This is a genomic window from Anaeromyxobacter sp. Fw109-5, assembly GCF_000017505.1.
Lineage (GTDB): Bacteria > Myxococcota > Myxococcia > Myxococcales > Anaeromyxobacteraceae > Anaeromyxobacter.
In genome coordinates this window covers 4,141,300-4,154,871 of record NC_009675.1, presented here as the reverse complement: position 1 = coordinate 4,154,871, position 13,572 = coordinate 4,141,300, and the positions used below count along the sequence as shown (strand labels likewise).

Genomic DNA, 13,572 nt, shown 5'->3' with positions numbered 1-13,572 from the left:
GCGGTCGCGGCTCGCCGAGCAGTGAGCTTCACTGATGGAAACAGCGCGCACGCGCGCGCGTCGCGACCGCCGTTCAGCGACGCTTCGCGTTCCGGTCGGCCTCGAGCTTCACGTAGATGGCGTGGAGCTGCGGGTCGGTCTCGGCCAGGCGGCGGATCCCCGCCGTTCGCCGCCACCACCAGATGCCCCAGGTCGCGGCGACGCCGGCGAGCACGACGGAGAGCGCCACCCAGCGCACCGTGTCGCTCGTGCCGCGCCCGAACCGCTCCGCGACGCGAGCGCCCTGCGTCACGACCACCGCCACGACGAAGAGCGCGCCGCCGCCCGTCATGCGGCGGATGGTCGAGTGGGTGTTCTGCTTCGCGACCGTGAGGGTCGGGTCGAGCATCACGGCCGAGCGGAAGGCGAGCGCCGCGTCCCGGGTGCGCTTCTGCGCGTCCAGCGCCACGCCGAGGTTGTTGAGCGTGTCCGCGCGCGCTGGGTCGAGGGCGAGGCTCTCCCGGTAGTGCCGTTCGGCGCGGGCGGGATCCTGCTTCAGCCACAGATCGCCGAGCTGCGCGTGGTGGCCGGCGTCCTCGGGATCGAGCTCCAGGGCGCGCTCCGCGGCCTCGCGCGCCTCGGGCAGCTTCTTGAGGGTCGCGAGGATGACGGACCGCACGAAGTGCCCGGGCGCGACGTCCGGCTGGAGCCGCACGGCCTCGTCGGCGGCCGCGAGCGCCTCCTTGCGGCGCCCCATGCCGTTCAGCGCGAGCGCGCGGAGCCGCTGGAGCCACTCCGACTCGGGCGTGGCGGCGACCCCGCCTTCGGCGGCCCGGAGCGCCTCGCCGTGGTCGCCGCGCGCGAGGTGCACGCGGGCGAGGAGGGCGTGGCCGTCCTCCGCGGACGGCTCCGCGGCGAGGGCGCCCCGCGCGGCGCGCTCGGCCTCGTCCAGGCGCCCCACCTCGAGGGCGGCGCGCGCCCGCCCGACCAGCTCCTCGAACCCCGGGGTGCTCACGCGAGCTTCATCGCCTTGAGGTGATCGAGGAGGTCGTCGTAGGCGCCCCCCTCGTTCGCGTAGATCGCGTGGTTCCGCGCCACCTCGAACCAGGCGCGGGTGGAGGGCTTCACGTCCTTCGCGGCGCGGGCCAGGAAGGCGTCGTCGATGGGCTGCTCGGTCTTCTTCTTGCGGGTGGCCTCGATGGCGAGCTCGGTCGCGGCGTCCACCAGGGCCGCGAGGTCCGCGCCGCTGAACCCGTCGGTCGCTCTCGCGACGCGCGAGAGGTCGGCGCCGGCCGCCACCGGCCGGTCGGCGAGCTTCAGCTCGAGCACGCGCCGCCGCGCCTCCGCATCGGGCGGCGGCACGAAGGCGAGCCGGTCGAAGCGGCCGGGCCTGCGGAGGGCGGGGTCGAGGTCCCAGGGGTGGTTCGTCGCGGCGAGGAAGAACACGCCCTCGTTGCGCGAGGCGAAGCCGTCCATCTCGGAGAGGAGCTGGTTCACGAGGTTGCGCCCGGCCGCGCCGCGCAGCTGCGAGCGGCGCTGGCCGAGGGCGTCCACCTCGTCGAAGAACAGCACCGTCGGCGCGCGCCGGCGCGCGTTCTCGAAGAGCTCGTGCAGCCGACGCTCGCTCTCGCCGAACCACATGTCGAGCACCTGCGACAGCCCCACCTCGGTGAAGCGGGCGCCGATCTCGCCGGCGAGCGCGCGGGCGAGGAACGTCTTCCCGCAGCCCGGCGGACCGTAGAGCACGATGCCTCCGCCGATCTTCTTCCCGAACCGCCGGTAGGTGTCGGGATCGCGGAGCGGTCCGAGGAAGCTCCGCTCGAGCCTCGCCTTCAGCTCGTCCATGCCGCCGACGTCGGCGAACGTCAGGGGCGGGGGCGCGTCGTCCTCGGGCGGATCGCCGTCGCCGGGCACGAGGCGGAGGTTCGGGCCGCCCGCGAGGCGATCGCCGCGGGCTGGCGCGTCGTCCTCGGCCCCGGCGTCGTCCTCTCGCTCGTCGCCCTCGAGCTCGCCGGACGGCCCGCGGGCGGTGGCGAGGGGCGGCGGCGGGGAAGGGACCGGAGCCGCAGCGGGCGTCGCGCCCGCTGCGCCCGCGATCGCCCCGGCGGCGAGCCGGTAGGCCACGGCGCGGCCCGGGTCGCCCGCCGCCTCCGCGGCGCGGGCGGCGGCGTCGAGCAAGGGCGCGGAGGCGGGCGCGAGCCGGAGGCCCGCCTCGAGCTCCGCGAGCGCCTCCCGCGGCGCGCCGGAGCGGAGGAGGTGCTCACCGAGCGCGGCGCGCAGCTCCGAAGAGTCGTTCGCCGCGATGGCGGCGCGCAGCGCGAGCACGACGGGGTCGCTGGTCACCGGGCGATGCTACCCGTTCGGCGGAGCGTTGGGGAACAACCGCGCTCGCGCGCTGGCCTTCACCGCCGCGGCTCGCCGTCCTGCGCGACCGCGCCGCCGCTGAACGTGTCGCACGCCTCCAGGGTGGCGGTCTCGTAGCCGCGCTGGAACCAGCGCGCGCGCTGCTCAGCCGTGCCGTGGGTGAAGGCCTCGGGGTTCACGCTCCCCGTGGTCTTCCGCTGGATGCGATCGTCTCCCACCGCCGCGGCGGCGCCGAGGCCGGCTTCGATGTCGCCGGGATCGAGCTGACCCCGGGCGCCGACCGAGCTGGCCCAGGCGCCGGCCAGACAGTCCGCCTGGAGCTCCATCCGGATCGAGAGCGCGTTTCGACTCGAGGGATCCCGCTCCTGCGCGGCGCGCACCTTCGGCGCGATCCCCAGGACGTGCTGCACGTGGTGGCCGACCTCGTGGGCGATCACGTAGGCCTGCGCGAACTCGCCGGGAGCGCCGAAGCGCCGCGAGAGCTCGCGGTAGAAGCCGAGGTCGATGTACACCTTCTCGTCGAGCGGGCAGTAGAACGGACCCATCGCCGCCGACGCGTCGCCGCAGCCGGAGCGCGTCCCGTCCCAGAACAGGACCAGCTTCGAGGCGCGGTAGCGGTCCCCCAGCGCGCGCCCCCAGACGTCCTGCGCGTCGTTGAAGGACGCGACCGCCACGCCCTCGAGCTCCGCCTCCCCTGCCTTGCGCTGCTCGACCTGCTCGGGCGAGGCCGGCTCCGAGCCGCCGCCGGCCATCGAGAGGAAGTCCTGGCCGAAGATGAGGCTCAGCGCCGCGAGGACGAGCGTGCCGCCGATCCCCAGCTTCAGCCCCGTCCCGCCGAGCCCGCGGCGGTCCTCCACGTTCGAGCGATCGCCTTTCCCGAGCCGCATGCACCCACCTCCCGGCAGAAAACGTGGGAACGATGGCACGCCCGCGCTTCACGCGCGCGCCCACCGTTCCCTGGAGGGGCCGAGGCTAGTGCGCGTGCTGCGGCGCGGCGCCGTGGGCCGGCTCGGCCGGGCGGTGGGCGTGCCCGACGTCGACGGCGCCCTTCGCGGCGCCGATCTCGCCGTGCGTGTCCGGCCCGGACGCCGCGGCGTGCACCGCCTCGACCCAGTGGACGAACGGGACGTAGGCGGCCACCCAGCGGCGCCCAGCGGCGAGGTCGCCCGCGGGCGGCTTCTCGGCGGCGAGCCGGCTCCACCGCGCCTCGAGCCCCTGGTGCACCGCACCGCGGAGGAGCGCGTCGATGCGCGCGGGATCGCCCTTGCCGATCGCCTCGTCCACCACCGCCACGGCGGGCTCCACCTGGCCCGCGGCCTTCAGGCCGGTGTAGGGCGCGCCTTCGCCGGCGCGGTGCACGCGCACGACCGTCTCGAAGAACCAGCGGTCCGCCACCTCGCGGGCCTCCTTGCCGGCCTTCCGGGCGGCGCGGGCCTTTGCGAACGCCTCGCGGATCTCGGCCTCACCGCCCGGCTGGACCCAGGCCAGCACCGGGTTCAGCTGGCCCGACTCCAGCGCGGAGCGGGCGGCGACCACCACTGGCCCGTCCAGCGTGTCGCAGTGAGCGCGGGCCAGGGCGGGGGAGAGGAGGGCGGACACTGCGAGCGTCAGGAGCAGCTTCGTGTTCGTCATGATGACTCACCTCTGCTTGGGGGAACGGGTTCGCCGTCCTTCGGAGCGCGGCGGACGGCGGGCCACGTGCCGCGGGCGGGCAGGCCCGCGGAGGAAGCGCTCCAGGGTCCGCCAGACGCGCTCGGGCAGATCGCCCGAGTCGCCGGGCGGGACCGCGCCGGAGTGCGCGAGCGCGAGGAGCGCGCCGAGCACCACCAGCGCCGCCTCTTCGGCGGCGACGCCGCGGGCGAGGATCCCGCTCGCGGCCGCCTCCGCCACGCACGCCCCGACGAAGCTCATGGAGCGCTGGCGCAGCGTCGCGAGGCGCGCGACGCCCTCGGGCGGCGCGGCGCGGGACAGCTCCTCCGAGGCGAAGAGGCGCGCGATCCCGGGCCGGGAGCGGATCACGCTCACGCGCCGGCGGAAGAAGGTGCCGAGCCGAAGCAGCGGGTCGCCGCCCGGCGGCGGGAAGGTGTCGAGGAGCAGCTCCTCCACCCGCTCGATGGCGGCGAGGACGATGGCCTCCTTGTTCGGGAAGTGCCGGAACAGCGCGGCGTCCGAGACCCCGACCTGGCGCGCGATGGCGAGCGCCGTGAAGCGACCGAGCCCGTCGTCGGCGATCACGCGGAGCGCCGCGTCGGCGATGTCGCGGCGCCGATCCTCGGCGGGCTTGCGCGAGCGTGCGGGGCTGATCGTCATGCCCGCGTTGTAAGTGAGTACAAACTAACTTGCCACCCGATCGCAGCGCAGCCCCTCCCGGGACGCGCCCCGCGGCCGCCGCCCTCCCACCGCGGGGCCGCACCCGGGGGAGCACGTGCGTGACCTTGCGCTGCGTCCGCGCTCGCAGGAGGTAAGGCGGCCTGGAGGCCCCACCATGCGCGTCTCGTGGAAGGTCGTCGCGGCCGTTTCACTCACAGCGCTCGCGCTGAGCGCGTTTGCGGCACCGGAGGGGAAGCCGGACGTGAAGATCCTCGATCTGTCGTCGTGCGATCCGACGCTCGGCGGCTTCACGCTCGATTCCGAGAACGCGTACTTCCCGATCGACGTGGGCCTCGCGTGGACCTACGAGGGCGAGGAGGGCGGCGAGGAGGTGCGCCTGGTGATCACCGTCCTCGACGAGACCGAGAGCGTCGCAGGCGTCACGACCCGAGTGGTCGAGGAGCGCGAGTGGAGCGACGGCGTGCTGGTCGAGGTCTCGAGGAACTTCTACGCCGCGAGGGAGGGGACGATCTGCTACTTCGGCGAGGACGTCGACCTCTACGACGAGACGGGCGTGAACGTCGTCTCGCACGAGGGCGCGTGGCGGGCGGGGGTGGCCGGCGCGCGGCCCGGGATCTTCATGCCCGCCGAGCCGTGGCCCGGAGTGCGCTTCCCGATGGAGCTCGCGCCCGGGATCGCGGAGGACCAGGCGAAGGTCGTCGGGATCGGGCCGGTCACCGTGCCCTTCGGCACGTTCGGCGAGACGATCCGGCTACGCGAGTACAACCCGCTCGACGGCGACAAGGGCTTCAAGGTCTTCGCGGCCGGCGTCGGCATGATCGTCGACGGCCCGGCGGAGCTCGTGGACCTCGTGGGCAGCTCGCCCTGAGGCTCGGCTCCGCGCTGCGCCGCGCGATCGCGCGTGCGCAGCGCGGCCGGTGCCGCCGCGCTCGACTTCCGAGCTCACTTCGTGATGGGCGGCGTTCCCCTCTCCGCGGGCGGGGTCCCGGCGGGAGGCGTCGCACCCCCGGGGGCCGGCGGCGGCTCGCCCGGAGCCGTCGTCCCGCCCGGCGTTTCCTTCTCTGCCCCGGCGGGCTGCTCGGGCATGGGCATGTCGCCCCAGCCGCCCTCGACCATCGCCTTGATCTTCCACTCCCCCGCCTTGCGGACGAGGAGCATGCTGCTGCGACCCGACGTCTTCTTCTTGCCCATCGTCATGGTCCAGTCGTCGTCGACGCTGGCGAGCGCCCCGGTGACGAGGAAGACCTTCGGGCTGTGCGTCGTGCGCATGTCCTTCATCGGCTGCGCGTAGAACGGCGTCATCATCTCGCGCCACTGCTGCTCGTCCCAGGGGTCGCCGACCGCGTCGCCGTCCTTGGTGTCGGTCAGCATCAGCACCGGGAAGTCGACGAGCGCGGCGGCGGTGTCGAGCTCGCCCTTCTGGCCCGCCTGCTCCATCTTCTTGAACAGCGCGTTGATGTCCGCCTTCGCCTTCTTCTCCTCCGCGGGCGTGATCTTCTTCGGAGGCCTCCAGCCCGCCATGGGATCGCCCGCGCCTTCCGGCGCGGCCGGCTGCGCAGAGGACGCCTGGCCGAGGACGGCCACTGGGACGAGCACGCTGAGCAAAACGAGGGTCCGCACCAGCTTCTTCATGCCTTCGCTCCTTCCGTGGTGACACGGGGTGGTTCACGTCGGGTTAGCGGCGAGGCACCCGCGCGTCACCTCCCAGGGGCGGCTTCCCCCATCCATGGCGACCGGACGGTTGACGGACGGTGCTCGGACCGCCTGGGAGGCGCCCGCAGGGTGGGCAGGCGTGCCCGCGGCCCGCTCGCCACGGGCCGAGGTTCCTCGATCGCCTCCGAAATGGCGACGGCCGCCCCCGCGAGGGAGCGGCCGCCGATGCTTCACTCCGTGCCCGGGTTCGAGCCGGAGGCGATCACTTCACGAGCGCCGTCTCCCACGACTGCCCGAGCTCGTCCGTCCAGTTCTTGAAGCGCACCTTCGAGCCGACCTTGCGATCGTCCCAGTAGATGTCGTTCGACTCGACGTACTTGCGGAGCGCCTCGAGGATCGTCTTGTAGTCGCGGCGATCCGTGGCGGGGAGCGTCGCGTCGTAGACCCGGTCGTTGAGCATGCGGATCGACGACGCGATCATCAGCTCCTGGTCCTTCTTGGGCCACTCGACGAGCACGAGGTCGTTGTTCGGGTCGGCGTCGAAGCGGTTCACCTCGAGGATGTACTTCAGGGCCGCCCCCTGCCGCCGCATGTTCTCGCCGTACGACGAGAGCACGTGATCGCGCGCCACGCTGTAGGTGAGCGTCTGCTGCGCCAGGCTCATCGAGTCCCACACCTGCTTGTTGATGATCATCCAGGTGATGAGGAACTGCTGCTGCCAGCCCGGGAAGTGGACGTAGCGGACGCCCACCGTGCCCGGGTTGTCGGCGGTGTTGAAGAGGGACGAGACGTCGTCGAGCGGCGTGGCGAACTCGAAGCCCTGCAGGTAGCCGTTCTTCACCGCGTCCACGAGCGAGCCGCCGCCCGGGATCGGGGCGATGAACTTGAGGTTCTTCGCGGGGATGACGCCGCTGGAGACGAGGTCGTCGCAGGCGCGGTTGAGCGTGTACTCGCCGGGGGGGAGGTAGCGGAACGTCCAGTTGCGCTGGCACAGGCCCGCGAGGCCGATGCCCTTCGTGCTGCCGGCGTCGCCGATCGGCTCGAAGAAGTAGCCCGACAGCTGCTCGGCGTTGCCGACGATGGGGACGACCACGACGTTCCTGTTGTTCAGGTCGAGGATGGACTGCGCGAGCTCGAGCCCCGTCCGCTGCCCGTCGTCGACGGACCTTCCGAAGAGGAAGCCCAGGTACTCGTCGAAGCCGGGGCCGAAGGGAACGCCCGAGTTGAAGAGGAAGCCCCAGGCCTTGTTGAGCTCGCTGCCCGAGTTGTACGCGGCGTCGAAGCCGCCGCCCGCGGCGCCGGCCCCGACGGCCGCGACGATGTCGCCCTTGAACACCGAGGGGATGGCGGGGATCCCCGGCAGCTTCACGAACCGCACCTCGCCGGAGGGCCCCAGCGTCAGGTTCGTGATGCTCTGGAGCTTGGCGCCGAACTCCTCCGCGGGCGGCCCCATCGCCTCGGCGGACGAGAAGCTGCGGAAGTAGATGTCCTTCGCGAGCGCGCTCTGCGCCGGGAGGGCGAGGGCGCAGGCGACGAGCGCGGTGGCCGCGGTGCGCAGGCGCGTGATGCGAGCTTTCATGATGTCCCCTTCGGTTGCCTGTGAGACGTGCCGTGAAGATTCACTGCACGGTGACGGGCGGCAGCGTACAGCGCGCCTCCACGCCCGTCGATTGGCTATCGCGGACCCAGCCGAGTGCGCGGGCGACCCGTGAGCGATCGACCGCCGGTGTGCGACGGCGGCCCACCGGCCCGTGTGAGCGCGAGGGGCAGGTGCGCGCCGTTGACGCAGCGTGGGCACCGCGCATAGGCTGCGTTCACTTTTCGAGACAATCGACGTTGCGTATCGGCGCGGCGCGAGGCGTTCGAAGAGGGAAGCTCGTTCATCCGAGAGGTGGCGCACATGCAGACAGAGGCGAGCACGTCGGGGCGCGATGCTCCTCGCCGGAGGCTCGAGGCGGGCGCCGGGAAGGCGCGGTTCGGGCTCAGCCTCAAGATCGTGGCGATCGCCGGGGTCTCCACCGCGCTCGTGGCGATCATCCTCGCGCTCTCCTTCGGGCACGAGGTGGAGAAGCTGCTCGAGCAGGAGCTCACCAGCCGCGGGCGCCTCGCGACCCTGACCGTCGCGAACACCTCCGCGAACTTCATCTTCGCGCAGGACGTGACGGGGCTCGAGGCCCTCACGGCGGCGACGCTCGCGGACGTGCCCGGCGCCGCGTACGTCATCGTCCGCGACGAGCGCGGCCGGGCGCTCGCCGAGGCGGTGAAGGAGGGACTCGGCCCGGCGCGTCCCACCCCGACCAGGGTGGAGGAGCTCGATCTCGGGAGCCGCCTCCTCGAACGCACGCTGGACGTGGGCGGCAAGGAGATGCTGCACGTCGTCGCGCTCGTGACGTTCAAGAGCAAGTCCGACGCGCAGTACCTCGATCCCCTCGGGCTCGAGGAGGGCCTGGGCGCCGGCGCGGCCGGGGACTCCGGGGTGAAGGTGCTCGGCTCGGTGGAGCTCGGGTTCGCCTACGCGGACCTGCGGAGCCAGATCGCCACCGCGACCCGCAGATCGGGGGGGCTCGCGCTCGTGGTCCTGATCGGCTGCCTCGTCGCGATCTTCCCCATCGCGCGCTTCACCACGAGGCCGCTCTCGGACCTCTCCCGCGCGGCGCTCGGGATCGCGCAGGGAGACCTGCGGCAGGACGTGGCGCGCAACGGGAGAGACGAGGTCGCCGACCTCGCCCGCAGCTTCGGACGGATGGTCGAGGGCCTCCAGGCCATGCTCCGCGAGCTCAAGGAGGCCTCCGCGGTGCTGGCGCAGGAGTCCGACGCCATGCTGGGCGCCGCCACGCGGCAGGCGGCCATGGCCGCGCAGCAGTCGGCCGCCGTCGCCGAGATGAACGCCTCGACGCAGGAGATCGCGCAGACCTCGACCGCCGCCATCGAGCAGGCCGACCGGGTGATCGCCGTCACGCAGACGGCCGAGGAGTCGTCGCGCGCCGGCGAGGGGATCGTCGAGGAGGCGGTGGGGAGCACGAACCAGGTCGAGCAGCACGTCTCCGGCATCGCCGACCGGCTCGGCGCGCTCTCGACGCGGGTCGGGGAGATCGGCGACATCATCGGCAAGGTCAAGGACCTCGCCCTCCGCTCGAACGTGCTGGCGCTGAACGCCGCCATCCAGGCGGCGCGAACCGGAGAGACCGGCGCGAGCTTCTCGGTCATCGCCCGCGAGATGCGGACGCTGGCCGAGCAGTCCAGCGCCACCGCCGGCGAGGTGCCGAAGCTCCTGGGCGAGATCGCGGAGGCCAGCGAGTCCGCCTCCGCCGCCACGCAGCAGGGCAGCGACAAGGCCCGCTCCACCGCGGCGCTGGCGCGGCGCGCGGGGGAGACCATCGGGAACCTCGCGAACGTCTGCCGCGAGTCCGCCGGCGCGGCGCGGCAGATCGCGGAGAGCTCACGACAGCAGGCCGGGGGCGTGAACGAGATCGTCGGCGCGCTCGCGCAGCTCGCGCAGGCCGCCGAGGGGAACGTGGCTGGGAGTGAGGAGACGAGGCGGGCGGCGGAGCGGCTCAAGGCCGTCTCCGGCCGGCTCACCGACCTCGTGCAGCGCTACCGCAACTGAACGAAAGGAAGACGACATGGTTCGGAAGAAGAGGGCTCTCGTCGCCGCGACCGCGGCGCTGCTCGCGGGCGTCGTGGCGACGGCCCGCACCGCCCGCGCGGAGGAGACCGTCTACGACTTCGGGGTCCTCCCCCAGGTCGCGACGGCGAAGGTCGCGGAGCAGTGGGTGCCGTTCCTCGACAAGGTGAGCGAGATGTCGGGCGTGAAGCTGCGCTTCGTGACCGCCCCCAGCATCTCGGAGTTCGGGACCCGGGCGAAGGCGGGAGCGTACGCGTTCTACTACCACAACACCCTCGCCTACGTTCAGCAGGACGATCAGTACAGCGCGTTCGCGCGCGAGGTCGGCGCCAAGACGGTGGGCGTGCTCGTGGTCGCCAAGGACAGCAAGCTCTCCAAGCTCGCGGACCTGAAGGGCGCGACCGTCGCGATCCCGAGCGCCGGCTCGTTCGGCGCCGCCGTGCTCCCGCTCTTCGCCATCCAGAAGGAGGGCGGGCTGGAGCTCCAGAAGGACTTCAAGGTCGTCGTGGCGGGCTCGCACGAGGCGGGCTACCAGGCGGTCCTGCAGGGCAAGGCCGTGGCCTCCGGCGGCCTGACGCGGACCTTCGAGCTCCTCCCCAAGGAGACGCGCTCCAAGCTCCGCGTGCTCTACACCACCAAGGCGTACTCGCCGCTGCCGTTCGCCGCGCGCAAGGACGTGCCGGCGGACGCGGTCGCCAAGGTCCAGAAGGCGCTCGCCTCGTTCGCGAAGGACCCGGCCAACCAGCGCATGCTCGAGGCGCTCAACATGAAGACCGGGTTCGAGGCCGCGAAGCCGTCGGACTGGGACGACGTCCGCCACGCGCGCGACGAGCTCCTCCGCGTGACGAAGGCGATCACCGCGAAGTGAGCGGCGCCCCGAACCGGGCCGCGAGACCCATGAGCACCATGAGTACGAGGCCTGGAGCGGGCGACACGAGCGAGGCCGGCGCGCAGCGCCGCTCGCTCCTGCGGGAGCTCCGCGCGATCGAGCGTGAGTATCAGCGCCTTCGCGCGGGGCTCGTGGCGCTCGGCCCGGGAGAGCGGCTGCCCGGGGTGTACGTCATCGCCGCCGTCGCGGGCGGGAGGTTGCTCCTCCCGGCCGCGCGCATCGCCGAGCTCGCCCGGCGGGTCGCCGTCGACCGCGTCCCTGGTGCGGCGTCCTGGACGCTGGGGAGCTTCGTATGGCGAGGCCGCCCCGCGCTCGCGGTCGACCTCGGCGAGCGGCTCGGCCGGGCGCCGGTGCGCTCTCGCGATGCGATGATGGCGATCCTCGACGGGGCGCCCACCGTGGCGCTGGTCATCGACGACGTCCTCGGCCTCGCCGAGGACCCCGTCCTCGCCGACGGTGGCGCCGAGGAGGGCGCCGCGTCGCGCCTCCTCCTCGGGGCCTGCACGGTGGAGGACGAGGCCGTGCCGGTCCTCGCTCCGGAGCTGCTGGAGCGCGAAGTGCTGGAGACGTCTTGATCCCGTCACCCGCGGACGCGTCCCGTCCCAGGCATGGAGGTCTCGGAGTGAACCGGACGGAGAGTCCGACTGGACATCCACGCCGCCCGCGGCCTGGGCTTTCGCTGCGCTGGGGCATCCTGCTCGTCGGCTCGTCGGGCCTCGCCGCGGGCGTGGCGGCGTCCCGGCTCGCGGGCGGGGGCGGAGCCCTCGTCCTCGCCCTCGCGCTCGCGGGCGCGGCGGTGTTCGGCGCCGCCACGCTCCTCGCGCGGCCGGCGGAGCGCCTCGCGGAGGCGGCCCGGGCCGCTGCACGAGGAGACCTCGGCCGCCCCGTCGAGGCAGAGGGCCCTGCCGAGGTGCTGCGCACGGGCCTTCACCTCGAGGACCTGCGCCAGTCGCTGCACGGCGTGCTCGGCGAGCTGGCGAAGGCGTCGGCGCAGCTCGGCGCCGACTCGGGCGCGCTCCTCGAGGGCGTGTCCCGGCAGGCCGAGCTGGCCGCCCGTCAGTCGGCGGCCGTGGCCGAGACGAGCACCACCGCGGCGGAGATCGCGCAGACCGCGCGGGCGGCGGCGCTCCACGCCGAGGAGGTGGTCGAGGTCGCGCAGCGGTCGGAGGAGCTCTCCGCGGACGGGCAGCAGGTGCTCGAACGCACCGTGGAGACCATCCGCAGCCTCGCCGGCCAGGTCCAGGCGCTCTCGCGCGCCATCGCCGACCAGGCGCGGAGGTCGCGGCACATCGGCGAGATCGTGGCCGGCCTGAAGGACCTCGCCGAGCAGACGAACCTCCTCGCGCTGAACGCCTCCATCGAGGCGGTCAAGGCGGGCGATCGCGGGCGCGGCTTCTCCGTGGTCGCGGTCGAGATGGGCAACCTGGCGGAGCAGTCCACCTCCGCGGCAGGCGACGTCCGCAGCATCCTCGCCGAGATCGAGAAGGGCACGCACGCGGCGATGGGCGTGGCCGAGGAGGGGACGCGCCGCGCGCAGGGCGCCATGGAGCTCGCCGCGGAGGCGTCGAAGGCGATCTCCGGGCTCACCCGCGCGATCCGCGACTCCTCGCTGTCCGCGCGCCAGATCGCCAACAACACGCGGCAGCAGGGCATCGGCGTCGAGCAGATCGTGGCGGCGATCGCGGACCTGTCCGCCGCCTCCGAGGAGGCGACGGCCGGGACGCGGGTCGTGGAGCGCGCCACCGCGAGCCTCTCCGCGCTCGCCGGCCGGCTGGACGAGGCGACGGCGCGCTACCGGGACGGGGAGCGCGCATGAAGGTGCTCATCGTCGACGACACCCACACCCTCCGCTCGCTCGTGCAGATCTACCTGATCGCCCAGGGCTGGGAGTTCGCGGAGGCGTGCGACGGCGCGGAGGGGCTCGCCAGGGCGCGCGAGCTCCGCCCGGACGTGGTGATCTCGGACGTGAACATGCCGGTGATGGACGGCTTCGAGCTGTGCGCCGCCATGCGCAGCGATCCGGCCCTCCGCCGGATCCCGGTGGTGCTCCTGACGATGCGCGGGGACGACGCGTCGCGCCAGCGTGGCGAGCTCGTCGGCGCCAGCGCGTTCCTGACCAAGCCCGTGTCGCCGCTCCAGCTGCGGGACGCCGTCCGCAAGGTGACGGCGGCCAGGACGACGGCGGCGAAGGTGGCGGCGGCGAAGGGGGGCCAGTGAGCGCGAAGGAGACGCGCGCGGCGGACCCCGCCGCGACGGACGAGGGCTCCGAGGCGATCCTCCGTGAGCGCGCCCGGGAGCTGGCGCTGGCCCGCGAGGAGGAGCGCGCGGACGTCCGCGTGATCCTGCCGTTCGAGGTGGCGGGAGATCGCTACGCGGTGGAGGTGGTCCGGGTCCATCAGGTCCTCGACGCCAGCCGCGTCCACCCGCTGCTCGGCGCGCCGCGCGGGGTGATCGGCGCGATCGTGGGGCGTACTCGCCCGGTGCCGGTGCTCGATCTCCGCTCGCTGCTCGGCCTCGAGGGCGGCGGCCTCTCGGATCTGCAGCGGGTGGTCGTGGTCGACGACGAGGGCGACCTGTTCGGCCTCGCCGTGGAGCGGGTGGGCCGACGGGTCGAGGTGCCGCTCTCCGACCTGCGCGCGCCGGAGGCGGGACCGTTCGCCTGGGTGACGCCCGATCGCTGCGCCGTCCTCGATCCTTCGCGCCTCGGCGCGGCGCGCGAGAGGAGCTGAGC

Annotated in this window: 14 protein-coding genes; 7 read left to right on the top strand and 7 right to left on the bottom strand. The window is 73.5% G+C overall.

Going from position 1 to position 13,572, the window contains the following annotated elements; translation table 11 throughout:
* Positions 1-73: 73 nt before the first annotated feature.
* The 5 genes from ANAE109_RS25395 to ANAE109_RS18185 all read right to left on the bottom strand — a co-directional run bounded on the left by ANAE109_RS25395 (position 74) and on the right by ANAE109_RS18185 (position 4,653).
* Positions 74-994 (bottom strand): tetratricopeptide repeat protein, encoded by a 921-nt coding sequence (locus ANAE109_RS25395; RefSeq protein WP_012098351.1) that lies wholly within the window; start codon positions 992-994, stop codon positions 74-76.
* Positions 991-2,322 carry a 26S protease regulatory subunit gene (locus ANAE109_RS25600; protein WP_012098350.1) on the bottom strand — a complete coding sequence of 444 codons (1,332 nt, stop codon included), beginning with the start codon at positions 2,320-2,322 and terminating at the stop codon, positions 991-993. The genes ANAE109_RS25395 and ANAE109_RS25600 overlap by 4 nt, the downstream gene beginning before the upstream one ends.
* Positions 2,323-2,381: 59 nt before the next feature.
* A complete protein-coding gene (locus tag ANAE109_RS18195) occupies positions 2,382-3,230 on the bottom strand; it encodes a neutral zinc metallopeptidase (protein WP_012098349.1) in 849 nt (282 codons plus the stop codon).
* Positions 3,231-3,315: 85 nt separating this feature from the next.
* On the bottom strand, positions 3,316-3,975 hold the full coding sequence (locus ANAE109_RS18190) for a DUF6448 family protein (protein WP_012098348.1): 660 nt from the start codon (positions 3,973-3,975) through the stop codon (positions 3,316-3,318).
* Between the two features lie 6 nt (positions 3,976-3,981).
* Complete coding sequence (locus ANAE109_RS18185) at positions 3,982-4,653, bottom strand: TetR/AcrR family transcriptional regulator (protein ID WP_012098347.1); 672 nt, start codon at positions 4,651-4,653, stop codon at positions 3,982-3,984.
* A gap of 175 nt (positions 4,654-4,828) precedes the next feature.
* Here ANAE109_RS18185 and ANAE109_RS18180 point away from each other — a divergent pair, with 175 nt between their 5' ends.
* A complete protein-coding gene (locus ANAE109_RS18180; RefSeq protein WP_012098346.1) occupies positions 4,829-5,542 on the top strand; it encodes a hypothetical protein in 714 nt (237 codons plus the stop codon).
* A 74-nt stretch (positions 5,543-5,616) separates the two neighbouring features.
* Here ANAE109_RS18180 and ANAE109_RS18175 read toward each other — a convergent pair whose 3' ends face one another.
* Positions 5,617-6,306: a hypothetical protein gene (locus tag ANAE109_RS18175; RefSeq protein WP_049768633.1), complete on the bottom strand. Its 690-nt coding sequence runs from the start codon at positions 6,304-6,306 to the stop codon at positions 5,617-5,619.
* A 283-nt stretch (positions 6,307-6,589) separates the two neighbouring features.
* The gene (locus tag ANAE109_RS18170; protein WP_012098344.1) at positions 6,590-7,906 is read right to left on the bottom strand and encodes a hypothetical protein; all 1,317 of its coding nucleotides are present in this window, start codon (positions 7,904-7,906) and stop codon (positions 6,590-6,592) included.
* 321 nt (positions 7,907-8,227) lie between these two features.
* On the opposite strand from ANAE109_RS18170, the gene ANAE109_RS18165 reads away from it, so the two are divergent.
* Genes ANAE109_RS18165 through ANAE109_RS18140 form a run of 6 tightly spaced genes read left to right on the top strand, consistent with a single transcriptional unit; the run spans position 8,228 to position 13,570 of the window.
* Entirely contained in the window at positions 8,228-9,934 is a 1,707-nt protein-coding gene (locus ANAE109_RS18165) for a methyl-accepting chemotaxis protein (protein WP_012098343.1), read from the top strand.
* Positions 9,935-9,950: 16 nt separating this feature from the next.
* Positions 9,951-10,820 (top strand): phosphate/phosphite/phosphonate ABC transporter substrate-binding protein, encoded by an 870-nt coding sequence (locus ANAE109_RS18160; protein WP_012098342.1) that lies wholly within the window; start codon positions 9,951-9,953, stop codon positions 10,818-10,820.
* Positions 10,821-10,858: 38 nt separating this feature from the next.
* A complete protein-coding gene (locus ANAE109_RS18155) occupies positions 10,859-11,416 on the top strand; it encodes a chemotaxis protein CheW (RefSeq protein WP_158305914.1) in 558 nt (185 codons plus the stop codon).
* Positions 11,417-11,463: 47 nt separating this feature from the next.
* Entirely contained in the window at positions 11,464-12,657 is a 1,194-nt protein-coding gene (locus ANAE109_RS18150; RefSeq protein WP_083776954.1) for a methyl-accepting chemotaxis protein, read from the top strand.
* On the top strand, positions 12,654-13,058 hold the full coding sequence (locus ANAE109_RS18145) for a PleD family two-component system response regulator (RefSeq protein WP_012098339.1): 405 nt from the start codon (positions 12,654-12,656) through the stop codon (positions 13,056-13,058). The genes ANAE109_RS18150 and ANAE109_RS18145 overlap by 4 nt, the downstream gene beginning before the upstream one ends.
* Positions 13,055-13,570, top strand: a complete 516-nt coding sequence (locus ANAE109_RS18140; RefSeq protein WP_012098338.1) for a chemotaxis protein CheW — start codon at positions 13,055-13,057, stop codon at positions 13,568-13,570. Before ANAE109_RS18145 ends, ANAE109_RS18140 begins: the two co-directional genes overlap by 4 nt.
* Positions 13,571-13,572 lie beyond the last annotated feature (2 nt).